Source organism: Sphingobacterium puteale, from assembly GCF_050986225.1.
Lineage (GTDB): Bacteria > Bacteroidota > Bacteroidia > Sphingobacteriales > Sphingobacteriaceae > Sphingobacterium > Sphingobacterium puteale.
In genome coordinates, this window is sequence record NZ_CP158959.1 from 5,454,155 (window position 1) to 5,477,214 (window position 23,060).

Here is a 23,060-nt window from a genome sequence, read left to right on the forward strand (position 1 = left end):
AGAACAGCCGCTTTGTTTTTAAAGGTATGCTTTGTAATTTTGTATACATAAGAATAATTGTTATGTCATTCAAATCAGCCTTAATTAGTCCATCCGATCTTCAGGATACGTTGACAAGAGATGAAAACGTGATCCTATTAGACTGTACCATCGATAAGGTCGGTCAATCTTTAAAAGACGCAAAGTTAGAATTACTTCCAAATTCATTATTTTTTGATATCGAGGGAAAGTTTTCCGACCACGTATCGAAATTGCCGCATACTTTAGTCGCTGAACAGGTTTTCGAAAACGAAGTTCAAGCTTTGGGCATTGATCAGGATAGTACAGTCGTATTGTATGACAGATGGGGAGTCTATTCGAGTCCACGTGCGTGGTGGATGTTTAAGGTAATGGGATTTGATCAGGTGTATATCTTGAATGGTGGAGTTCCTGCATGGAAAAAAAATAAATATAAACTCGCAGACAGTCATAAACAACAGGACAAAGTCGGAAATTTTAAAGCTCATTTTCAGAAAAATTTATATGCCGACAAGGACTATATTTTAGCGCATTATAGAGCTTCCAATGTCACTATTTTTGATGCCAGAAGTAAAGGAAGATTTAGCGGTTTAGTACCAGAACCAAGAAAAGGACTCAATGGTGGTCATATCCCCCATTCCAAAAACTTACCTTTTGAAGAATTGCTCGAAGATATCTATTATAAACCAACTGACGAACTCCAGCAGCAATTTGATCAATTTAAAACGACAGCTAATGAATATATATTCTCCTGCGGCTCGGGTATAACTGCCTCTATACTTGCTTTTGCATCGTATATTTCAGGTCATACCAATATTCGGGTATACGATGGCTCATGGTCTGAATGGGGCAGAGAGGAACTCAACCTTCCAATTGAAAAATAATCAAAATAAGGTATTCCAAGAATAGAGATTTTCCTCCAGGCGAATTACTTCGGCATCAAGCAGATCACGGATAATCTCTATTCTTCGTTTTTCGGTTCCGAGCGTTAAACTTTCAACCAGATCATGTAGTCTCTTTGGAGCCTTCAACAGGCTGTTCTTTATTTCTTCCTTGATTTGCGTCCGCTGATTTTCTTTGTGTAAACGTATTAAACATAAATCGCATACCTGGCAAAAGCCGGCATTCTTCTCTCCAAAGTAAAGCAGTAGTGACTGGCTACGGCAATGAGCTTTCTCAATATAATCTATCATCCCATTGACCTCCTCCTCTTTCACCCGGTGACGATCGCGAATAAATATATGGTCGATATACAGATGCTTATAATCAACACGATTTTGTAAAAATGTCAGCTGTGGTGAATCGGTAGAAGGCAGATAACTCGCAATCTCCAATGCTTCAAGTGATTTCAAAAGCTCGACCACACGACCGTACGGAATACCGAGCTTATTGGCGAACTCATATTCATTAATCAAGATATAATTTTCGAAGATACCGCCATAAGTTCGTAAAATCGCTTTAATTAATTTATCATATTTCGCATATTGTACTTGGATTTTATACAATTCCGTACTGTCAATTTCAAATTTGAAACGGGAAGGTATTGTCACTGCTTCTGACAATGTTAGCCATCCATCACGTTCCAGAAATTTCATAGCATTCATGACAGGTATCAGTGGCAATTGGTATTTCTTTGCAAATGTGACTACATCAAAATCCAGCGTAAGCCCCTCACCTGCTCCATAAGGCACCTGAAAATGATTACATAGATAGTGATAAGTTTGCTGGATGAAAGAAATGTCGGGAAAACTAGCCTGCAAGGTGTCTACAAGCTTTTTTTTATCATTCTCTTGATAAAGAATAACAGGATATGCTTTTTTTCCATCCCGCCCCGCCCTACCGGCTTCCTGATAATACGCTTCCAACGAATCCGGTAGATCCAGGTGAATAACAAAACGAACATCTGGCTTATCAATGCCCATCCCAAACGCATTTGTTGCGACGATAACACGAATAGCATTAGTCATCCATGCGTCTTGCTTTTGATCGCGTTCCTGCCCTGAGAGCCCCGCATGATAGTAATCTGATGCTATTCCATTATTGATCAGAATACGTGCAATTTCCTGCGTTTCCCGTCGATTCCGGACGTATACGATACCAGATCCCCCCAATTTATGAATAATACGCACCATTCGCCCCATTTTGTCCTCTTCTTCGATAGCCATATAGGCCAGATTATCCCGAAGAAAACTTTTGACAAAGACATTTTCTTTCGGAAAATTTAACTTTTGCTGGATGTCAGTAATCACGCGTTCGGTCGCGGTTGCAGTCAGTGCTAAAAATGGTACTTTAGCGTGAAGCTCTTTCAGCTTTATTAACTCCAGATATGGGGGTCTAAAATCATAGCCCCATTGCGAAATACAATGCGCTTCATCTATGGCAAATAGATTAACGTTCATAAACCGGATTCGCTCCCGGACAAGATCACTGTACAAACGTTCGGGCGAAAGGTAAAGAAACTTTATTTTCCCATACACACAATTGTCGAGGGTAATATCCACCTCTCTCTTTTTCATCCCCGAATAAATGGCAACGGCCTGAATACCATTTTTCCTCAAATGTGCTACCTGATCTTTCATGAGGGCAATCAGCGGTGTCACGACAATACAGATTCCCTCCATCATCAAAGCTGGCACCTGAAAACAGATGGATTTCCCTCCTCCTGTTGGTAATAAAGCGAGTGTATCTCTACCCGAAATAACTGATTGAATAATTTCTTCCTGCAATGGCCGAAATGATTCAAAGCCCCAATATTGCCTTAAGATTGATATGCTATCTAAAGTCATAAACTCTCCTTATTCCAAACATACGCAAAATTATCTTTTATGAGATAACTCTTCATCCCCAAACTATCTAATATAGCTCGTGCCTGCAACGATTTTCTCAAGGAATTGGATCCATCCAAGATCACCTCTTTAGGTAAAATTTTGTTTACTGCAGCTGCTAGCTTTTGAATAGCATTCTTTCTGACAACCAATAATTCCGCTGCGGGTAATTCGTTGCTGAAATATTCCATCACAACTATTTTTCCGACCGGAAGTTCGACCAGATAATTATTCCTTACACTTTTACTTTTTAATGGGATAAATTGAACGTTTTCTTCGGATGCCCATACACGGATTTCCCGACCGCAGGCATATTGCAGCGCTTTGTGATTTAGCGAATCAAAAGTGCTATAAATAATAGCCTGTTTATTTTTAAAATAGGCTATTGTTAGCTCATTTCTTGTATTATATATCCGGAATCGCTCTGTATTTTCATCTATTATCTGTTGGACGATAGTTATAAATACGATCCCTGACACACAAAGAAGCCCAAGGTAGCAATATTTTCTGTCTTTCCATTGATAGGCATATAACCAAGAAAAAACAGCAGCATACGAAAGAAAAAGAAGAACCCCATCAATGAGATCAATTTGAATTGTTGAAAATGCCAATTGGTCAATGGCCTTCAGGCAATAGAGTATATATCCGATTAATTTCTCCAAAAGATAGCCCAAAAACTCATTCAACCAATCAATGGGATTGATCGTCATCAAAAAGCCCAAATACATCGTAACGGTTGAGGGAAGACCAACGAGTAGATTAGCCAATAAGAAATAGGTTGGAAACTGTCCAAAATAATATAGTGTCAATGGTGTCGTTAACACCTGCGCAGCGATTGAAATACCAACCGTATCTCTCAAAAAATGTATGAAGGAATTTTTTACAATAACGATCTTCTCAAAGATCGGCAAAAATAACAGCATGCCCAATACGGCAAGAAAGGAAAGTTGAAATCCCACATTTGTAATCGCACGGGGATCACAGAGCAGAATAATAGATGCCGCAGCAACTAAGGCGTTTAAAGTCGAACTATTTCGTTTAAAATACCGTGCAAATAGAACAAAACTTATCATAATCGCTGCTCGGACGATAGGTGGATCTAAACCAGCAATAAAAGCATAAATCCAAATAATAGAAAAAGTAATAACAACAGGTACCCAGTTCAATCTTAGCGGCCAAGGGATATACCTAAACACGAGTGATAGAAACCCGAAAAGTACCGCTACATGCATTCCAGAAACACTAAGTACATGTATGGTTCCCGTGTTTGTAAATGCCTTTATGCTTGCTTCGTCTATTTCACCTCGAAAACCATACAGTAAAGCTCCTGCAATAGCATAATATTCCCCATTCTTACAATAGCGCCTTAATTTTTTCAGAAAGCTTTCGCGTGTCCGCAAAGCTAGCTCCCTGACGTCCGGGAAATGTGAATCGTCTCTTTCAATCCGTATATAATTACTTGGATGCAAAAAAATTTGATGATAGATAGCTGATCCTTTTAAATATTCCCTGTAGTCAAATTCGAACGGATTGAAAGGAGGAGGCACCGCCGACATGGTCCCTTTCAACCACAACCGATCGGCATATCGCAATGGCCTTTTCGTAGTAGCCTTCAATGAGATCATCAGCTTCCCCGTGGTGACTATGAGACTATCCTGTATATAACCACCTAATACTTCAACCGAGAATCTCGTGGTTTCTGATTTAGTGCTGGGCTCCTGTACAATTTCGACGACATAACTGTCGAGCTGAAAATGCGAAAAATGGTTTTCCACATAAAGCGGGTCACTACGCCAAAATTGCCAGATGCCAAATAACAGGATGAGTATATAATATCCTACTAAATAGCAATATTTAAACAACGTACCCTTAAATAGGAAACAACAGAAGATTATACCTGATAATAAAATCAAGCTAACTTGCAGGTATTGAAAGCTGGAGAACGAAAACTTCAGCATTGGGGCGACAAATAAACCGATAGCGTAAATAGTAGCAATCTTTAGTAAAGGAATTCGTTCCAGCTTTTGGTAAAAACTCAATTCAGTCATAACTGCCATCTTAATTGTACCTTGATTTCGGACTTTCGGTTTCCGATGATCTCATCCAGCCCCGTTCCTATTTTCTCATTGTCAGGATAATAATAGATTCCATACTTTGTCCATATATCGAGATGACGGTTTATTCGATATCGTAAATTAAGATATGTACGCCAGCCTCTCATATTATACATGCCAAATCCCGAAGCATATAAGACATCATTCTCATAAGCATAAATCCGATTATCATAGGTGTCTGTTTGAAAATAAGCTAAGCGCGAATTCAATTGTATCTTTCCCATATCAGGTTTCCAGAAAATATCCTGATAAAACATATAACCTAAGCTATTATCTTCATATTCCTTCTGAAACAAATTACCTTCTGCCCGGTACCGAATTGTCCAGATACGGTTTAGCTTATATTGAAATTCTAGTCTCAGCTGTTGTTTTGAGCTATTTACCAATCCTGATTCCGTCTGCCCCATCCCCATATAGTTGGTTTGCTTTAACCGAGTTCGATACCTCAAACTAAGCTGCCCCTTCTTATACCAGATATAACTAAACTGGCTAAAGAAGTCCGCTCCCAAGGAACTGCTGTCAGCCTGATATTTAGCTTCGGGAAACCGGAACATATCGATGTAATTGGACCAAACTAATTTTCTTCCCAATTGGTATATAAGCCCTAGATAGATTCCCTCTTCATTAGCCGTGTTACTCGATTCTCCAAACCCCTGTCCATAAAAAGTATGGTAGTTTTTCTTATAGTCACGAACAAGGACTACGGTGGATAAACGTGGGTGCAAACTAGCGACTGCTCCCATTAACAGAGCGGATCCTCCATCTACACTACTGGCATATTCCCCAAACAGATGCACATTACGAAAAGTATAATTTGTGTAAAGGCTGATATTCCGCAGTACATCTCCTTCAAAATCATATTGCTGTCTTTTGCTCGTGCCCTTGACTTTGACAACGTCCAATTGCGATTGATTAAAACTTATTCCTACCTTGAAACGATTGTGCCGCCATAAAACATTCAGTCCGTAGGTCATTTGATGAGCTGCATTTCGATAACGCTGTTCTGTTGGGGTTCGATGTAGTCCTGTTTTCGAAATCGTCTTAATTACCCGGGATTCAATGTTGTCTTCAACATTGCCGTCAATAGCCCGATAGGAAAAATAAGGGGTGATCTCAAAGCGATCTAAGTGGAATGTTCCTGTTATTCCCCGCATAAAATCAACCTCATTCAACGAAGTATATTGTTTTACCCCCATACCCTGCCGTGCAGTATTCTGCACCAGTCCTCCTTTACCAAAGCTCAAACCATTCCACATGCCAAGTCCCTGACCGAACTGCAATGCGTAATCTCCGATAACAAGATTTCGGACCGGACCTATTGCTTTAATGTATAGACTTAATCCGTAGAAATCAAATCCCAGTTTTTGTTCACCGTAAAAAATTGGTTCCCCAGCATCTTTCTCCATATTAATTGCTAAACGAATTTTATCTTTTAAATTCGCCCGGTATCGGATAGTATATCGGTTGCGATCGCCAAGATATCGGGATTTCGTTGTATCCGTAATTTGGTACCCTTTTTGCTTTTCTAGGATCCGCCCATAACGCATCATAAATTCATGCGAAAAATCGTTGAATTTACTTCCCGCAAATGGACCGGTTTCACCAACTTTAATAAAAGGAAGCAGCAAGTTGAGTATCTTCGCGTCGAAACCATCAATAGACTGGAGCTCCAAGACGTTAATAAAATCACCGGAAACCTGACGATGATCGATCAGACGCCGCAATAGCAGCGGATCTATAAATTGTAATTCGATTAATTCTGTCCCATCAGTCTTATTGAGGTCAATCGGATGCTTTAGATAGTAGGACCATTTTTCACTTAATTCGCTTAAATCGGCATCTTCGGGTAATTCTTCCGATAAGCTCTCAAATAACTCTTCAAGATTGATTTTTTCATTTGTTTGTGCCATACAGGTTATCCCAATAAAATAACCTATAAAGAGCAAAATCTTGCTACAATATTTCATAATAGGTTTTATTTAATATTGGCTATCTGTTGGCTGAGAAACATTTACCCCGGCAGATAAATGATTCATCAGTATGAAGTTAAAAAATAAATTGAAATAAAAAAAGGTCTGATGAAAAATTCATCAGACCTCTTATTCTCGTTATAAAATTGGTATTAGATATCAATTTTTGCGTAACGTGCATTTTTTTCGATAAACTCACGGCGAGGCGCTACTTCATCACCCATTAGCATCGAGAAAATACGGTCACATTCAGCTGCATTTTCAATTGTTACTTGACGTAAAGTACGCGTATCGGGATTCATTGTCGTATCCCACAGTTGCTCTGCATTCATCTCACCAAGACCTTTATAGCGCTGTACATGTACACTATCCTCTTTACCTGTTCCTTTCAAGCGCTGTATGGCGTTGATACGTTGGTCTTCGTTCCAGGCATATTCATGTTCTTTACCTTTCTTCACAAGATACAAAGGCGGAGTGGCAATGTATACATATCCTCTTTCTATTAATTCTTTCATATATCTAAAATAGAATGTCAGAATCAAAGTTGTAATGTGGGAACCATCCACATCGGCATCGGTCATAATAATGATACGGTGGTAACGCAATTTCTCCAGGTTCAAGGCCTTTGCATCTTCAGCTGTGCCCACACTTACTCCCAAAGCAGTAAACATATTTTTGATCTCTTCGTTCTCATAGATCTTATGTTCCATTGCTTTTTCCACATTCAGGATCTTACCCCGTAGTGGCATAATGGCCTGATGTTTACGGTCACGTCCGGATTTGGCTGTACCACCCGCGGAATCCCCCTCGACAAAGTAAATTTCGCATTTTGTTGGGTCATTATCTTGACAATCGGCCAATTTACCAGGAAGCCCGGAACCACCCATTACAGTTTTGCGTTGTACCAGGTCACGTGCTTTACGTGCTGCTGCACGCGCTTGAGCAGCGATGACAACCTTTTGAACAATCGCTTTTGCTTCACGTGGGTTTTCTTCAAGGTAAACACCCAAAATCTCACCTACAGCCACATCTACCGCTCCCATTACCTCGGAGTTCCCTAATTTAGTTTTCGTCTGTCCTTCAAATTGAGGTTCTGCAACTTTAACAGAAATTACAGCTGTCAAGCCTTCACGGAAATCATCACCTGTAATTTCGACTTTCAAGTTTTTAAGTAAACCTGACTTATCTGCATACGCTTTTAAGGTACGTGTCAAACCTCTACGAAAACCCGCTACGTGTGAACCTCCTTCGATCGTATTGATATTATTCACATAAGAATGGACGTTCTCAGAATAGGTATCGTTATATTGTAAGGCCAGCTCTACAGGAATACCTTGTTTAATTCCCTCGACATAGATAGGTTCAGGAATCAAGGCCTGACGTGTACCATCCAAGAATTTAACAAATTCCTTTAGGCCGCCTTCAGAATGAAAAGTCTCCTTCTTTTCCGAACCATCTTCATTCGCTTCACGCTCATCCTCTAACGTTAAGCTAACACCTTTATTTAGGAACGCAAGCTCGCGAAGGCGATTGGCCAAGGTATCGTAATTATATACCGTGGTCTGCGTAAATATTGTTGCATCCGGATGGAATGTTACAATTGTACCCGTCTTATCCGAAACCCCAACTTCTTTAACATCATATAAAGGCTTACCAATTTGATACTCCTGTTGGTATATTTTTCCATCACGGTGTACCTCAGCTTTCAAAAGTGTAGACAATGCGTTCACACAAGATACCCCCACACCATGTAGACCACCAGACACCTTGTAGGTATCTTTGTCAAACTTACCACCAGCATGTAATACCGTCATCACGAGCTCCAACGCTGATTTATTCTCTTTTTTGTTGATTCCAGTTGGGATACCGCGACCGTTATCCCGAACAGAAATTGAATTGTCTTTATGGATGGTAACAAAGATATCTGTACAGTACCCTGCTACAGCTTCGTCGATTGAATTGTCTACAACCTCGTATACCAAGTGGTGTAATCCTTTTACACCGGTATCACCAATATACATGGATGGACGCTTACGAACCGCCTCTAAACCCTCTAATACCTGAATATTATCAGCCGAGTAGGTGGATGCATTTTTCTTTTCTTCGCTCATTGAAAAACTGTTAAATGTAATATTCAAAAATACGAAATTTTGGCCGATTTATCAAGTCTGCGGTGAAGTATTAAGCCGATAATCTGAAACAATCAAATGGTCGATAATTTTACTTTTTTAGGATTAAAAATTAAAATTTCGATTTTTTTATGTTAGGTTTGTTTCAGTATTAATTTGCAAATAATAAAAAAATGAACACTATATTTTCAATTGTATCGAAAGTTTCCTTTGGTCTTTTATTGGCTGGAACAATCGTATCATGTAACCAAGGTACTAAAACGCAAAGCGAGCCTTCAAAAAATGATTCAAACGCCGTAAGCAAAGAGAGTCAAGGTAGTACCAAGGATAAAATTGTCTATCTGAATTCAGATTCGCTTTCTGAAAAATATCAATACTTTAAAGATATTAAGTCAAAACTTGAAAACAAAGTAAAAAAAGCACAGGCTGATCTTCAAGCTAAAAGCGCAGCATTTCAACGCGAGGTTGCTGACTACCAAAAGAATGCAGCTACAATGTCCGCAACAGACAGACAAGCTACCGAACAGAAATTGGCCCGTAAACAAGATGAACTAGCACGATTAGACCAAACTGCCTCTTCATCCCTAGCCAAAGATGAATCAGAGGAGTTCAACAATGTGTACAATAAAATCACTGAGTTTTTGAAAAAACATGCTTCAGATAACGGCTATAAACTGGTGTTGACCTATTCAAAATCCAATCCTACTGTATTGTATGCTGACCCTTCACTGGAAATTACCAACGAAGTTATCAAACAGTTAAACGAAGAATATAAGTCCTCGAACAAATAAGAAGACCATAATAATTTAAGGAAAGCCATCATAGCATTTGATGGCTTTTTTAGTGGTAAGCCTTCCTGAGCCCATAACTAAACAATAAGAACGATATTTACCTTGCTATAGCTATTCGCAGCTAACAAAATTGTTTAGTATCTTGTATTGTAAAATTAGATTTATGATCAAAACGATTGTTGAAAAGGAAATCGCAAACTACGAATGGATTGATATCTTTGAACCTACCTCGGAAGACTTTACATTCATCAAGGAAAGATATAATCTAAATGAAGCCTCCATTAAAGATTCTAAAGAACCGGAACACCTTCCTAAGATAGAGGAATTTGAAAATTATACCTTTATTATTCTCCGCGTCATGTCCGACAATTTTAAAGAGAATTCGGATAGTATAGGAGAAGTAACGGATCGTCTAACCATCTTCTATGGCAGTGATTTTGTGATCACCGTCCATAAGCGTCGCATCGAATTTCTGGAGAAACTCAAAAACATTGAATTTACGAGCGTAAAGACAAAAAATAGCCGAAAACTCTCTGTATTTATTACGACAGCTGCGGTGTTCACTTTTAGCAAGACATTAGAACAATTATCCACACGCATTGATTCCTACGAAGAACTGATCTTTCTGAAACGTATGAAACAGCAGCCTGTTCTGAAAAACCTATATTTTATCAAACGACAGATAGATGTCGCCAGAAAGGTTATTTTTCTTTATAAAGAGGTTATTGAACATTTCCATTCTTCTTCGAAGAAGGATGTTTACACGCGGGATTTAAAAGACCTTCAAGTACGTACATCGACGCTATATGAAAACTTATCTGAAAACGTAGCACAATTATTAAACGTTTTCTTTAACATATCATCGAACCATACCAACGAAATCATGCGTATTTTGACTATTTTCTCTGTTTTTTTTATGCCAATTACGTTTGTGGCTGGAGTATATGGGATGAATTTTAAAAATATGCCAGAGCTGGAGTGGTATTATGGCTACCCCATAGCGATTGCGATCATGATCGCAATTTCAGTAGCCATCTATCTTTGGTTCAAAAGAAAAGGCTGGTTATGAGCCAACCTTTTTCTTGGTCATAACCACAAAGTCTTTCAGATAGAAGGGCTCAAAATAGGCAACGTCCTCAAATTCTTTATTTTGAAACTTATCAAATGCCAATTTAGACAAAAATGCAGCAGAACCTTTAAATTCCATTTGTACATGCACATGATCATTTGTTGCAAACAATACATCAAATTTATCAGCCCCTGAGCCAAATAGATGGACGCGGCTATAAGCAGCCAACAATTCGTCGTAATAGTTAGCATCTATAATTTCTGCCGAAGTAGGTTTCACCAGTTTACACTGATCGTTATAAACAGCGGAATACACTTCCATGCGACGTGCATCCAACATAGGGATAAAAGCTTCCCCTTCCTGCAGTCCGAACTGTTCCTTGTACCCTAAAAATAATGCTTCTAATGTATTGATTGCAATCAGCGGTATATCCAAGCCATAACAAAGACCTTTTGCTGTAGACACCCCAATACGAAGTCCTGTATAGGATCCTGGGCCCATGCTAACCGCTATTGCTTTAAGTTCTCGCATAGAACGTTCTGTTTTATCCAAAATCTGTTCAATCAAAACAGTCAATTTCGCAGCATGTGCGTTCGGTTCGTCCAGATCAATCACAGCAACAGTCTGTCCATTCTCACTGAGAGCAACCGAGCATACAGTGGTTGAGGTATCAATTTGTAAAATTAAATTATTCATTGTTTTATTGAAATCAAGGTACGGGGTCATGGCCATGGCCTCCCCATGGATTACAACGTGCTATTCGCTTCAAAGCCATCCAGCCGCCCTTAAATGGTCCATATTTCAAAATAGCCTCCTTGCCATATTGCGAACAAGTTGGTGTATATCTGCAATTGGCGCCCAGGAAGGGCGAAATAAATAGTTGATAGAAACGAATAATAGCTAAGAAAATAAAACTAAAGAAAGGTTTAATTCCCTTTTTCCAAATAAGCATCGGCACATTCATCCTGTAATTTTTTTAGCATTTTATTCATCGCAGTATGAAACACATCATATGCTAAGATCTGTTTGCCCACGTATTGAATAGCTAAATACAAAGTTACATTATGTTTTAACAAAAAAGGAATCAAATCATTGGATTTCTGAAGACGATAGCTTTCACGCATCATACGTTTAATTGTATTGCGATCAACTGCTTTTTTAAACCGACGTTTGGAAACGGATATAATCGACTGACAGCGGGGTAAAATGTCAGTCTCGTTGTTTTTTTCTAGAACAAAAACAATTCTAAAAGGATACAAAACAAAAGAAGAACCGCTTTTAAAAAGCGTATCAATACGCTTTTTCGCACATAACCGTTCTTCTTTTGTAAATGTATTTCTCATACGATGACTTAATCTTATCAGAAAAAGCTCTTATAAGCGGCCACCGATCTTTGTCAAAGATTAACCTTTGTGACGGTATTCGTCAGACACTGTAAGACGTTTTCTACCTTTAGCTCTACGTGAAGCTAATACTCTTCTACCGTTTGCAGAGCTCATGCGCTCTCTAAAACCGTGTTTGTTTCTTCTTTTTCTTTGCGATGGCTGAAATGTTCTTTTCATGACGCTATTATGCTAATTTGTTCTTACTTCAATTAATACAAAACTCCCCAAGAGGAATGCAAAAGTAAAGTTTATTTTAGACAAAAACAAACAATATTAAGAACATTTAGACTTTAAGTCAGAAGCCTGCGCTAATTAATTCATTGACAGCCTAAAAAACCATTTTAGAAATTCTTTAAATAAAAACAGAGCAATAAGCCCTGCTCTGTTTTATTTCACATCAAATAAGAATTTGGCTTATTTCGTTTTCAGAATATCTCTGATCTCGGTCAATAATGTTTCTTCTTTTGTCGGTGCAGCTGGTGCAGCCGGGGCAGCTTCCTCTTTACGTTTCAAAGAATTTAAACCTTTAATAACACAGAAAATACAAAATGCAACGATCAAAAACTGGATCACTACATTGATAAAATTCCCGTAGTTAAGGGACACTTCGGCTTGTTTGGCAGCTTCATCAGCAGCTTTAAGTATAATTTTCTTTGAGGAAAAGTCAACTCCACCCGTCAAATATCCTATGGGAGGCATGATAATATCGTCAACCAATGATGTAACAATTTTGCCAAATGCCCCGCCGATAACAACACCGACAGCCAAATCAACAACGCTACCGCGCATTGCGAACTCTTTAAATTCTTTTAAAAATCCCATATTAAACCATTTAATCTTTTAAAATTTTACCAAAACTAGTAATTGTCACATAAATCTAATTAAAATATACTAATTTTTTATACTAGTTCATTTATTGTTCTGCATTTTCTAACTTAAGTCCTATTTTTAAAATTACCGCTTAAAACGGTACGCTAAAGTTTTTTATTAACTTAATTTACTATATTTGCTCGTTAACTAGGGCAAAATATCAAGATATATTGTATATTGATAGTACTTTAAATTTCACACGGTAATTAAAGCCCAGAATAAGATAAAGTATCTATGAAGAAGATTCTTATTGCAGACGACCATGGCATTGTACGATTAGGTGCTTCCGTTATTATCAAGGAAACGTTAAAAAAGGCGGAAATATTCCAAGCCGAAAATTTCGATGAGGTGTTAGAAAAGATAAAACTGGAAGAATTCGACCTATTATTGCTGGACATCAATATGCCCGGAGGAAATAATATTCGAGTTGTGGAGGAAATCCTGCAAATCCAACCTGCTATTAAAATTTTAATTTTCTCATCCTATGATGAGTCGTTGTACGCATTGCGTTATATTGAAGCAGGAGCAGTAGGTTATCTTAATAAAACTACTGCAATGGCAGAATTGAGTCACGCTATACTGGCTATCCAGGAGCGCGGCAAATACATGTCAAGTAATGTTCAGGATCTCTATGTCCAAAAGCTGACGCAGAGCAAATCGGAACTCACAAAGTTAAATCCTTTAGCACGTCTGTCAAACAGGGAGGTGGATGTTGCAAAACAATTGATCAAGGGCTTAGGAATTATTGAAGTTTCCGGCTTACTTGAGCTAAGTCCATCAACTGTAAGCACCTATAAAAGCAGGATATTTGAAAAATTAAATGTTTCTAACATTCCCGAACTCATTGAGCTTTTCAGAATACACTCCAACAATTAGAATATTGTTGGAGTGTATTTTTTTTAGATTAGATCATTCATTGTAACAACTGGAATATCTTTTACATTTAAATCTTTTAACGGATCTGATTTTTTATAAGAGTATCCAACTTCTGCTTCCAAATCCCATAACATAGGAGCTAAAAAATTAAGACAAGTCGTAAAGCCTTGTACCGTTGCGGAGAAATCGCCCGTATCCTTTGAATTCTTTGCCTCATTCTCTATTTCAAAGGGGCCTTTGAAGCCGCGTTCCTGGAGTAGATCCACAAAGCCTCGCCAGTCCATACTATCTGAGCCCCCAAAGCCAGGAAGCATTGCTTCGTAGTGATGCCTATCCCAGTCATGCCCGGGAATACCTACATTTGCTTTTTTTGCTAACTCAGCATCCACATGTTGCATGGGATACATCCCCCCCCAATCTATGCGAGCGGTCGTCTGTAGATTACGTGTGGTCTTCACATGTATACGCTGTAGTCGACTTATATCGGTATTACGAATAACATCAATTGGGTTTGTGTTTTGCCAAACATCATGGGAAGGATCATAAATTTCGCCATGCGCCTTACTAGGCACCATCGCATACATCAATTTACGGGCGGCCAAAACAGCGGGTAGGTTATTATAGGTAGAGCTATAACGTGAAGAACGCCAGCCCTCCATTGGACAATTTTCATATAATATTGTTACCCCGAGGCTTTCAGCATAATTAACAATCGGTTCAAATACACGTTTGTATTCATCCAGATTTTTTTGAAATCCATCCAGCTGGTTTCCCAACTCATGATTATAACCGACGAAAGTCCCGACTTTAACATTATTTTCATCACCTCCCAACAAATGCGCTATTCGAATCAGTTTTAATAAATGATTCTGATTTTTGATCCGTTGTTCCGGATCTCCCCCGATCATATTTTCGAAGGCTCCGAGCGAAAGTTTCAGATCCGCCTGATTAAACAGCTCGAGTATCTCTTTAGCTTTAGCTGGTGTAAACCCTTCATAGTCCAAATGCGTAGCTGTATGGTCTTCACGTGTGCCGTCCTTTCTAAAAACACAAAGGTCAATTCCACCAGCACCAATTTTTTTTGTTGTCTGAATCAATTCTGGTAATGACAATTTATCAAAGGCAGAACTCATCACCCATACGGGGTTATTTAATTTTGTAGTCATAGCTTATATAATTGTATTCTATCGGAATTTAAAGATACTAAAAAAGCCATCCGATCGGATGGCTTTTTTAGTATTTTATCCCAATTCGATTAATCTACATTATCGTGTAAAAAGGAGTTGTTTGGACGAATTTCCGTATTTCCATCTTCAAACGACAGTGTAAAGCGAGACACCTGTGATTGAGAAGAATGCGGCGTATCCTCCAGTGACATTTGCTTTCTTTTATAAGCCGGCTCATTTTCCAGCTCATGAAGACCGTTCGAGGATTTCAATTTCATACTCAATTCTTTCAATCTCAGAATACGCTCTTTGGTGCGTACCAGTTGATCTTCAAATGATACCTGCTCTTCTTCCACCTGAGGCACTTCAACTTGCTCATTTGTTGCGCTGGAAGAGAACGTCGGCTTTTCGTCATAATCTGAAGCAGACGGAGCTGAATATGAATCAAATACCGTTGGCATCTGAAATTGGAAAACAGAAGGCGAAGTTTTTAATTGAAAATCACTTTCAGTAAATGAGGTTTCCTCTTCATAAGCGCCATCAAAACCTAAGTCATGACGTATCACTTGCGGCTCTTCTACAACAACCTGTTGTTGGACAACATTTTTTGGAGAAGTAAACAAGTCGGACTGCAAATTATTGGTTGTCGATGTATTTGCTGAAGGAGCTGGTGTATCCACACGTTGAACCGGAGTGACAAAGCTATTGGCCACTGGTGCTTCCTTTGGGGCAACCTGCGAAACAGGTCTCACAAAAGAATTAACCGGTTCAGGTGTCAAGGGCATAGATACTTTTGTGTTTTCACGCTCTTTATCGCGTTCTTCAGAAGTCTGAAAACCTGTCGCAATGATTGTTACGGACAGCTCATCTTCAAAGTTTTCATCGATACAGTTACCCCAGATCAAATCAGCAGATAGTCCGGCTTTTTCCTGAATATAATCCGTAATGATTGCCACCTCATCCATCGTCACTTCTTTTGTTCCAGAGGTAATATTCAACAGGATATAACGAGCACCTTCAATCTCATTGTCTTTCAACAATGGTGAAGCCAAAGCACCTTCTACTGCACGTAATGCACGGTCTTCGCCTTCGGCAATCGCGTTACCCATAATCGCTACACCGCTATCATTCATAACCGTGCGAACATCTTTAAAATCGACGTTTACATAACCGGGGATAGTGATAATTTCGGCGATACCTTTTGCAGCAGTAGTCAATATATCATCTGCTTTTGCGAAAGCTGCTGTCATCGTTAAATTTCCAAAGATTTCCCGCAAGCGATCGTTGGAGATAACAAGATAAGAATCTACATATTTACGCAATTCCGAAAGTCCCTCCTCTGCTTGTGAGCGACGGCGTTTACCTTCAAATGTAAATGGTGTAGTAATGATCGCAACAGTAAGAATACCCAATTCTTTAGCGGCCTTAGCCAAAACGGGACTTGCTCCGGTACCTGTACCACCACCCATACCGGCGGTAATAAACAACATCTTAGTATTGGTACCTAACATGCGTTTGATATCTTCAATACTTTCGATAGCAGAATTTTCACCCACATCAGGATCGGCTCCAGCACCCATACCTTCGGTTAGACTTATTCCCAATTGAACTTTATTTGGGATCGGGCTTAATTCCAACGCTTGCGCATCCGTATTACACACGATAAAATCTACTCCACTAATTCCTTGTTTATACATGTGGTTTACGGCATTGCCGCCACCACCACCAACCCCAATAACCTTAATTATTGAAGATTGTTCTTTTAACATTTCAAACTGTATTGACATAACTTATCCCTATTTAACTTATAATGAACACGATATCAAATTGAACCAAACCCACTATATGTAATGTAATAATAATATAATTTCAACAAAAGTTTTCCACATTTGTGAAATTGTGGAAAACTTCAATCATTGTGGAAAACTTACTTTTTATCTAAAAAACTTGCGTCATCAATCTCGTTCCCATCCTTAATAAATCGTTTGAACCATGACAGCAATCCTTGTTCTTTTTGCTGCTGCTCCGAAACCTCTTTCGTAGTCGTAGTCGCCTGCACTTTCTTAGCGGGTGTATGCGCTTCTCTACGACTGTCTTCTTCTTCCTCGTGCGACTGTATACCTTTGATTAACAAGCCAATACTTGTTGCATACAATGGGCTTTTCAATTCTTCAAAAAGCGGTTTTGGCAGTACTTCGTTCTTGGAGAGATATTCGTTCGGAAAACCGACACGACAATCAATTCCAGTAATATACTCCACAAGTTGTACCAGATGCTTCAATTGAGCCCCACCTCCAGTAATAACGATGCCGCCGATAAGTTTATTTTCATAACCGGAGGACTTAATCTCGTAATACACATGTTCGATAATTTCCTCCATTCTCGCCTGAATAATATAAGCTAAGTTTTTTACGGAAATTTCTTTGGGCTCACGACCTTTCAATCCAGGCACACAAATGACTTCGTTTTCTTTATTTTCATCAGCCAGGGCAGATCCAAATCGTGTTTTCAGTAATTCTGCCTGTGAACGCAATACAGAACAGCCTTGACGAATATCTTCGGTCACGATATTACCGCCTAATGGGATTACAGCAGTATGACGAATAATTCCTTCATGGAAGATTGCAACGTCAGTTGTTCCACCACCGATATCAACTAATACAACACCAGCATTTTTTTCATCTTCATCCAATACAGCTTCTGAAGACGCCAAAGGCTCTAGAATTAATTCAGCAACTTCCAGATTCGAATTATCAATACATTTTTTAATATTTTTGATATCGGTAACTCTTCCCGAAATAATATGAAAATTTGCTTCTATACGACGTCCAGCCATGCCGATAGGTTCGCGGATCCCCGGTTCATTATCTACCGTAAATTCCTGAGGTAAAACATGTATAATTTCTTCTCCTGGAGGCAGTACCAGTTTATACATATCCGAAATCAATCGTTCGATATCTCTTCGAATGATCTCATCATCACCATCAGTTTTGGTAAATATTCCACGGTGCTGGATGCTCTTAATGTGTTGACCGGCGATGCCCACATTGACAACCTTAATATCGACATTAGATTGTGCTTCGGCAATTTCTACCGCTTCCAAAATACTTCCCACAGTTTTTTGGATATTGGCTACCACCCCTCTACTTACTCCCGCAGAGTCGGCCTTACCCACACCTAATAATTCGATTTTGTTCCCTGAGCTACGTCTCCCAACCGTAACACAAATTTTGGTAGTACCAATATCGAGTCCCACGATAATTGGATTCTCTCTTTCAATTTCTGCTGCCTTTGAGTTCATAATTTCCTGTATTGTTGCTGTATTACTATAATGTATTATTTGCTACTTTTTTTGTCTGATCATCCGAGAAACTCCAATTTCCACGTTTCTCACAGATGATTTGACCTCCATATTTTACATTCACCACACCATAAGCGTTAATACCCACTTTCGGCATGATCTGCGTATAAAATGTTTTTAATAATTCAAATTTTTGTTCCAGTGAATCGGCTGATCCAACAATTAACTGCTGGGTTCCGACACGGGGCACAAGTTCGATATCATGATCCGCGTTTACATAAATCTGTACAACCTGATTACTCCACAATTCATCTTTTCCAATAAATTCCGCCACTTTCACCAAATCTTTTACCAAGGGGGTCGAAATCGTATCCAATGCCTCATTATACCCTTCGGAAATATTACCCGTAGCCACCATGATATGCGGAATATACTTCAATGTTGTCGGTATCTTTAAACCTTTGGGGTCAACATAAAACTCACGTCCATTTTTGTTGATAACCCGCATGACCGCCTCGCGCTGATCTATATTGATCCGTACTGTCCCGTCCATGTCAGCGTGAATGCTTGCATTCGACACATAAGGCAATTTTTTCAATGTCTTTTCTACACGTTGAAACGGAATATCATTGACTTTTTTTCCAACAAAACTTCCATAGTTTTGCGCAATCAGTTTTGATATATCCGCTTGATCGATAAAAGCTTCTGTACCCTCTATAACGATTTTCACTTCCTTACAAAGCTGTTGTTCATCACGTTTACCCACAATGGTCATAATCACAACAACTACGATGACCCCAATAAAAAATAGGGTAAAGTAAAGTACACGATTCCATTGTATGTCACGTAATTTTCTAAGCATGCTCAAAAATAGCTTGTAATGGTTTCACCAATTTATCTATATCTCCCGCACCCACCGTTACGATCAAATCCGGCTTTTCATTCCGGGCAAAATCCAGTACCTCTTCGGCCGTCACAATCTGTTTATGCTGTGCAGTAATTTTATCCAATAACCAGCTTGAACTAACCCCCTCAATCGGGAGTTCACGCGCAGGATATATCTCCATCAACAGTAAATTATCTGCCATGGACAATACTTCAGCAAATCCATCTACAAAATCTCTGGTTCTCGTAAACAAATGCGGTTGAAATACAACGTTCAGCTTCTTTGTCGGATATAATTTGCGCATTGAAGTCAAAAACGCGCGTAATTCTTCAGGGTGATGCGCATAATCGTCGATATACACCACTTCAGGTCTACGGACAATGTATTCAAATCGTCTTTTTACCCCCTTAAATGTTGTCAATGCATTTTTAATTGCCTCCGCTGAAATACCTAACAAACGAGCCACGGTAATAGCGGCTACGGCATTTTCAACATTGTGAATTCCCGGAATGCCCAAATGAATGTCCTCGATTTTTCCATGGACATCCTGATAATCAAAGTAAAATTCACCTTCCCTGACATGGACATTTGTTGCATAAGCGTCGGCCACCTCATGCCCGGAATAGCTGATCTGTCCTTTAAATTCCAATCCTTTTTTTATAATACGCGTACCGTCTTGAACAACCTTATCCAAAAACAGCTGGAACGATTCAAGTAAATGGCTCTTATCCCCATAAATATCCAAATGATCTGCATCCGAAGAAGTCACGATCGCAACATTCGGATGGAGGGTTAAAAATGAACGATCGAATTCATCTGCTTCGACGACCACTGTATTATTGTTGCCGTAAAGCACATTGGTACCGTAGTTCGAACTGATACCACCTAAAAAAGCGGAACAGTCATATCCGGAATCTTTCAACAGGTGCGCGACCATCGTAGACGTCGTTGTTTTACCATGTGTCCCTGCTACCGCAATTGTAAACCGGCTTTCGCTGATGATACCCAGTACTTGTGATCTTTTATATAACACGTGTCCCTGAGATTCAAAAAAAGCTTTAATTTTGGAATCTTTAGGAACTGCAGGTGTAAATATGACTAGTGTATCAGCCGCTGGCTGATGGAAAATAGGATCAATGGAACCCACCTCATCCTGATATGTGATCGAAATACCTTCTTCGGCCAAAGTCTTGGTCAATTCGGTCTCCGTACGGTCATATCCATTCACTTCACAGCCCAAATGCTTAAAATAGCGTGCAAGGCCACTCATTCCGATTCCGCCTATTCCGATCAAGTAAACTTGTTTTATTGCATCTAGATTCATGCTCATCATCTATTTCTTATTTGCCAATTTATATACTTGCTCTGCAATCTGAACGTCCGCGTCCAGCTTGCCCAGTTCTTTTATATTTTCACTCAATTGCGTTACTTGCTCCAGGTTCCTGAATAAATTCAAAGCCGCTGGAATTAATTGTTGTGCAGCATCAATATCCTTCACCAACAACGCAGCATTTTTGTTGACCAAAGCCATTGCATTTTTAGTTTGATGGTCTTCCGCAACATTAGGTGAAGGAACAAGAATAACAGACTTCCCAACAACACAGAGTTCGGAAATGGTACCTGCTCCTGCCCGGCTAATAATTACGTCAGCAGCAGCATAGGCATAATCCATTTTTTGAAGAAATGCCATCATCTTCACATTCGTGGGAAGTTTTCCTTCGAGTTCCAGACGAAGTTTGTCGATATAAAAACTTCCACATTGCCAAATCACCTGCACATCCTCTTTGGATAGCGAATCCAGATAGGCGACCACACTTTCATTCAATGTTCTGGCGCCCAGGCTCCCGCCTAACACCAAGATTGTCTTTTTGTGTTGTTCCAAGCCAAAAAACTCCAATGCCACGTCTCTTTTACCTTCAATTGCGACGGACTCTCTCCGGATGGGATTTCCCGTCAACAATACTTTATCAGCTGGAAAAAACTGTTCCATACCCTCGTAGGCTACACAGATTTTTGCCGCTTTAGCACCAACTTTTTTATTTGTTACGCCCGCATAAGAGTTCTGCTCTTGTACCACTGTCGGAACCCCCAATTTATTCGCCATCATCAATAATGGCCCTGAAGCGAAACCACCAACACCTACGACGACATCCGGTTTGAAATCCCGGATTACTTTTTTTGCCTTATTCAGGCTCTTCATTAATTTGAATGGCAATAGGATATTTTTCCAAAGTTGCTTTCTATTGATTCCTTGAATATCAAGTCCAACAATAGAATAACCTGCAGCAGGCACCTTATCCATTTCCATCCGGCCATTGGCACCTACAAATAATATTTCATTTGCAGGATCCATCGTCTTCAATGCATTTGCAATTGAAATCGCCGGAAAAATATGTCCTCCGGTACCACCCCCACTTATTATTACGCGAATTGCCATGCTCAATATATTGTTTAGGCAGGAATTGAACCGATCACCACTTTCTTAGGTTTCGGCTTTTCGTCCAGCTGCTCTTTACCTTTTAATTCTTCAATATTTCTGCTCACACTCAGGATAATCCCAAGGGCGACACTTGTAAATAAAATGGATGTCCCCCCCATACTCACTAATGGCAACGGCACACCTGTCACTGGTCCCAGCCCTACTGCCACCGCCATATTTGCCAGCGCTTGTATCGTCAAACTAAATCCTAAGCCTGCGGCCAAGAATGTCCCAAAAGCTTTGGGACTCATCGTGACGATGCGGATACACCGATACATAAAAGCCAGATACAGAAATAGCAGGATTACCCCACCAACTGTCCCATACTCCTCAATGATAATTGCATAGATAAAATCGGAATAGGGATGCGGCAATACGTTTCGTTGAACACTATTTCCCGGACCTTTACCGAAGAGTCCTCCCGTCGCGATTGCAATCTTGGCGTTATTAGCCTGATAGTTCTTATCATCCTGAAATGAGACCGGACTAGCTGACTCGTCCTTCTTTTCTACACCCAAAAATGTCTTTACCCGACTATAGTAAGTTGCCCGCCTCGGTCCGATGGAGACAACAATAATTCCCAACAAAACCACACCTGCAGAAACAATTGCGATCTGTTTAAAGGATATTCGGCCAATCAACAACAACAGTACGCTAACACCAAATAACATAATCGCAGTCGACATGTTGGCCCATGCTATCAGTACGAAAACACCACATACTGATCCCATAATAGGAAGAAAAGCTTTCTTCACATCTTTGATTTCCTCTTGTTTGCGAGACAGCATCCGTGCAAGGAAAACAATCAATGACAACTTGGCCAAATCGGAAGTCTGGAAAGTCATCCCAATACCCGGAATTGTCAGCCAACGGCTCGCCTGATTTACACTACTTCCAAACAATAAAGTAAATAGTAACAAAGGTATCGTGATCCCCATTAAGATTTTAGAAATACCCGCATAATACCGATAATCCAGTTTATGCGAGAGATACATCAAAACAAATCCAATGGCGATGATCGAAAAATGCTTCAACAGATACATTTCTGTCCCCTTACCTTCTTTATAGGCCAAGGTCCCGACCGAACTGTATACGGCCAAAAGTGACCATCCCGATAAGATAATCACAATGATCCATATCCAACGATCACCTTTTAATTTAGACATTATGTTCTGTAACAT

Annotated in this window: 20 protein-coding genes; 4 read left to right on the forward strand and 16 right to left on the reverse strand. The window is 39.5% G+C overall.

From position 1 onward, the window contains the following. The first annotated feature begins 62 nt into the window (after positions 1-62). Positions 63-902, forward strand: a complete 840-nt coding sequence (locus ABTV71_RS22905) for a sulfurtransferase (RefSeq protein ID WP_433901228.1) — start codon at positions 63-65, stop codon at positions 900-902. Here the strand turns inward: ABTV71_RS22905 and ABTV71_RS22910 are convergent, their stop codons facing one another. The 4 genes from ABTV71_RS22910 to gyrB all read right to left on the reverse strand — a co-directional run bounded on the left by ABTV71_RS22910 (position 903) and on the right by gyrB (position 9,038). Next, positions 903-2,804 carry a RecQ family ATP-dependent DNA helicase gene (locus ABTV71_RS22910; RefSeq protein WP_121125817.1) on the reverse strand — a complete coding sequence of 634 codons (1,902 nt, stop codon included), beginning with the start codon at positions 2,802-2,804 and terminating at the stop codon, positions 903-905. It lies immediately after the preceding gene. Further along, positions 2,801-4,891 carry a ComEC/Rec2 family competence protein gene (locus ABTV71_RS22915; protein ID WP_433901229.1) on the reverse strand — a complete coding sequence of 697 codons (2,091 nt, stop codon included), beginning with the start codon at positions 4,889-4,891 and terminating at the stop codon, positions 2,801-2,803. The genes ABTV71_RS22910 and ABTV71_RS22915 overlap by 4 nt, the downstream gene beginning before the upstream one ends. After that, positions 4,888-6,867, reverse strand: coding sequence for a ComEA family DNA-binding protein (locus ABTV71_RS22920; RefSeq protein WP_433901230.1), 1,980 nt, complete (start codon positions 6,865-6,867; stop codon positions 4,888-4,890). The genes ABTV71_RS22915 and ABTV71_RS22920 overlap by 4 nt, the downstream gene beginning before the upstream one ends. A 212-nt stretch (positions 6,868-7,079) precedes the next feature. Further along, positions 7,080-9,038 (reverse strand): DNA topoisomerase (ATP-hydrolyzing) subunit B, encoded by a 1,959-nt coding sequence (gene gyrB, locus ABTV71_RS22925; protein WP_121125820.1) that lies wholly within the window; start codon positions 9,036-9,038, stop codon positions 7,080-7,082. Between the two features lie 191 nt (positions 9,039-9,229). Between gyrB and ABTV71_RS22930 the strand changes: the two genes are divergently transcribed. Further along, positions 9,230-9,847: an OmpH family outer membrane protein gene (locus tag ABTV71_RS22930; protein WP_121125821.1), complete on the forward strand. Its 618-nt coding sequence runs from the start codon at positions 9,230-9,232 to the stop codon at positions 9,845-9,847. Between the two features lie 163 nt (positions 9,848-10,010). Continuing rightward, positions 10,011-10,916 (forward strand): CorA family divalent cation transporter, encoded by a 906-nt coding sequence (locus ABTV71_RS22935; RefSeq protein ID WP_121125822.1) that lies wholly within the window; start codon positions 10,011-10,013, stop codon positions 10,914-10,916. On the opposite strand, the gene tsaB is transcribed toward ABTV71_RS22935, so the two are convergent. The 5 genes from tsaB to mscL all read right to left on the reverse strand — a co-directional run bounded on the left by tsaB (position 10,911) and on the right by mscL (position 13,123). Then, positions 10,911-11,612: a tRNA (adenosine(37)-N6)-threonylcarbamoyltransferase complex dimerization subunit type 1 TsaB gene (tsaB, locus tag ABTV71_RS22940; protein WP_433901231.1), complete on the reverse strand. Its 702-nt coding sequence runs from the start codon at positions 11,610-11,612 to the stop codon at positions 10,911-10,913. The genes ABTV71_RS22935 and tsaB overlap by 6 nt on opposite strands. Before the next feature lie 13 nt (positions 11,613-11,625). Then, positions 11,626-11,880: a membrane protein insertion efficiency factor YidD gene (yidD, locus tag ABTV71_RS22945; RefSeq protein ID WP_108636510.1), complete on the reverse strand. Its 255-nt coding sequence runs from the start codon at positions 11,878-11,880 to the stop codon at positions 11,626-11,628. Beyond that, positions 11,843-12,259: a ribonuclease P protein component gene (locus ABTV71_RS22950; protein ID WP_433901232.1), complete on the reverse strand. Its 417-nt coding sequence runs from the start codon at positions 12,257-12,259 to the stop codon at positions 11,843-11,845. The genes yidD and ABTV71_RS22950 overlap by 38 nt, the downstream gene beginning before the upstream one ends. Positions 12,260-12,319: 60 nt before the next feature. Beyond that, a complete protein-coding gene (gene rpmH, locus ABTV71_RS22955) occupies positions 12,320-12,478 on the reverse strand; it encodes a 50S ribosomal protein L34 (protein ID WP_075991291.1) in 159 nt (52 codons plus the stop codon). Between the two features lie 237 nt (positions 12,479-12,715). After that, positions 12,716-13,123 (reverse strand): large-conductance mechanosensitive channel protein MscL, encoded by a 408-nt coding sequence (gene mscL / locus ABTV71_RS22960; RefSeq protein WP_108636508.1) that lies wholly within the window; start codon positions 13,121-13,123, stop codon positions 12,716-12,718. Positions 13,124-13,405: 282 nt separating this feature from the next. Here mscL and ABTV71_RS22965 point away from each other — a divergent pair, with 282 nt between their 5' ends. Further along, positions 13,406-14,047: a response regulator gene (locus tag ABTV71_RS22965; protein WP_104384264.1), complete on the forward strand. Its 642-nt coding sequence runs from the start codon at positions 13,406-13,408 to the stop codon at positions 14,045-14,047. Positions 14,048-14,070: 23 nt separating this feature from the next. Here ABTV71_RS22965 and ABTV71_RS22970 read toward each other — a convergent pair whose 3' ends face one another. The 7 genes from ABTV71_RS22970 to ABTV71_RS23000 all read right to left on the reverse strand — a co-directional run bounded on the left by ABTV71_RS22970 (position 14,071) and on the right by ABTV71_RS23000 (position 23,060). Further along, the gene (locus ABTV71_RS22970) at positions 14,071-15,213 is read right to left on the reverse strand and encodes a sugar phosphate isomerase/epimerase family protein (protein WP_121125825.1); all 1,143 of its coding nucleotides are present in this window, start codon (positions 15,211-15,213) and stop codon (positions 14,071-14,073) included. Between the two features lie 89 nt (positions 15,214-15,302). After that, positions 15,303-17,000 (reverse strand): cell division protein FtsZ, encoded by a 1,698-nt coding sequence (gene ftsZ / locus ABTV71_RS22975; protein ID WP_433901233.1) that lies wholly within the window; start codon positions 16,998-17,000, stop codon positions 15,303-15,305. Between the two features lie 140 nt (positions 17,001-17,140). After that, positions 17,141-18,514: a cell division protein FtsA gene (ftsA, locus tag ABTV71_RS22980; RefSeq protein WP_121125827.1), complete on the reverse strand. Its 1,374-nt coding sequence runs from the start codon at positions 18,512-18,514 to the stop codon at positions 17,141-17,143. Between the two features lie 25 nt (positions 18,515-18,539). Then, entirely contained in the window at positions 18,540-19,376 is an 837-nt protein-coding gene (locus tag ABTV71_RS22985; protein WP_121125828.1) for a cell division protein FtsQ/DivIB, read from the reverse strand. Next, complete coding sequence (gene murC, locus ABTV71_RS22990) at positions 19,369-20,724, reverse strand: UDP-N-acetylmuramate--L-alanine ligase (protein WP_433903727.1); 1,356 nt, start codon at positions 20,722-20,724, stop codon at positions 19,369-19,371. Before murC ends, ABTV71_RS22985 begins: the two co-directional genes overlap by 8 nt. Positions 20,725-20,733: 9 nt before the next feature. Next, positions 20,734-21,837, reverse strand: a complete 1,104-nt coding sequence (gene murG / locus ABTV71_RS22995; RefSeq protein ID WP_433901234.1) for an undecaprenyldiphospho-muramoylpentapeptide beta-N-acetylglucosaminyltransferase — start codon at positions 21,835-21,837, stop codon at positions 20,734-20,736. Between the two features lie 14 nt (positions 21,838-21,851). Further along, positions 21,852-23,060 (reverse strand): FtsW/RodA/SpoVE family cell cycle protein, encoded by a 1,209-nt coding sequence (locus ABTV71_RS23000; RefSeq protein ID WP_121125830.1) that lies wholly within the window; start codon positions 23,058-23,060, stop codon positions 21,852-21,854.

What these genes read in the sequence shown, in the direction of transcription:
- ABTV71_RS22905 (WP_433901228.1), top strand. Translation starts at nt 63, where the DNA reads ATGTCATTCAAATCAGCCTTAATTAGTCCATCCGATCTTCAGGATACG.
- ABTV71_RS22910 (WP_121125817.1), bottom strand. Translation starts at nt 2,804, where the DNA reads ATGACTTTAGATAGCATATCAATCTTAAGGCAATATTGGGGCTTTGAA.
- ABTV71_RS22915 (WP_433901229.1), bottom strand. Translation starts at nt 4,891, where the DNA reads ATGACTGAATTGAGTTTTTACCAAAAGCTGGAACGAATTCCTTTACTA.
- ABTV71_RS22920 (WP_433901230.1), bottom strand. Translation starts at nt 6,867, where the DNA reads ATGGCACAAACAAATGAAAAAATCAATCTTGAAGAGTTATTTGAGAGC.
- gyrB (WP_121125820.1), bottom strand. Translation starts at nt 9,038, where the DNA reads ATGAGCGAAGAAAAGAAAAATGCATCCACCTACTCGGCTGATAATATT.
- ABTV71_RS22930 (WP_121125821.1), top strand. Translation starts at nt 9,230, where the DNA reads ATGAACACTATATTTTCAATTGTATCGAAAGTTTCCTTTGGTCTTTTA.
- ABTV71_RS22935 (WP_121125822.1), top strand. Translation starts at nt 10,011, where the DNA reads ATGATCAAAACGATTGTTGAAAAGGAAATCGCAAACTACGAATGGATT.
- tsaB (WP_433901231.1), bottom strand. Translation starts at nt 11,612, where the DNA reads ATGAATAATTTAATTTTACAAATTGATACCTCAACCACTGTATGCTCG.
- yidD (WP_108636510.1), bottom strand. Translation starts at nt 11,880, where the DNA reads ATGAATGTGCCGATGCTTATTTGGAAAAAGGGAATTAAACCTTTCTTT.
- ABTV71_RS22950 (WP_433901232.1), bottom strand. Translation starts at nt 12,259, where the DNA reads ATGAGAAATACATTTACAAAAGAAGAACGGTTATGTGCGAAAAAGCGT.
- rpmH (WP_075991291.1), bottom strand. Translation starts at nt 12,478, where the DNA reads ATGAAAAGAACATTTCAGCCATCGCAAAGAAAAAGAAGAAACAAACAC.
- mscL (WP_108636508.1), bottom strand. Translation starts at nt 13,123, where the DNA reads ATGGGATTTTTAAAAGAATTTAAAGAGTTCGCAATGCGCGGTAGCGTT.
- ABTV71_RS22965 (WP_104384264.1), top strand. Translation starts at nt 13,406, where the DNA reads ATGAAGAAGATTCTTATTGCAGACGACCATGGCATTGTACGATTAGGT.
- ABTV71_RS22970 (WP_121125825.1), bottom strand. Translation starts at nt 15,213, where the DNA reads ATGACTACAAAATTAAATAACCCCGTATGGGTGATGAGTTCTGCCTTT.
- ftsZ (WP_433901233.1), bottom strand. Translation starts at nt 17,000, where the DNA reads ATGTCAATACAGTTTGAAATGTTAAAAGAACAATCTTCAATAATTAAG.
- ftsA (WP_121125827.1), bottom strand. Translation starts at nt 18,514, where the DNA reads ATGAACTCAAAGGCAGCAGAAATTGAAAGAGAGAATCCAATTATCGTG.
- ABTV71_RS22985 (WP_121125828.1), bottom strand. Translation starts at nt 19,376, where the DNA reads ATGCTTAGAAAATTACGTGACATACAATGGAATCGTGTACTTTACTTT.
- murC (WP_433903727.1), bottom strand. Translation starts at nt 20,724, where the DNA reads ATGAATCTAGATGCAATAAAACAAGTTTACTTGATCGGAATAGGCGGA.
- murG (WP_433901234.1), bottom strand. Translation starts at nt 21,837, where the DNA reads ATGGCAATTCGCGTAATAATAAGTGGGGGTGGTACCGGAGGACATATT.
- ABTV71_RS23000 (WP_121125830.1), bottom strand. Translation starts at nt 23,060, where the DNA reads ATGTTACAGAACATAATGTCTAAATTAAAAGGTGATCGTTGGATATGG.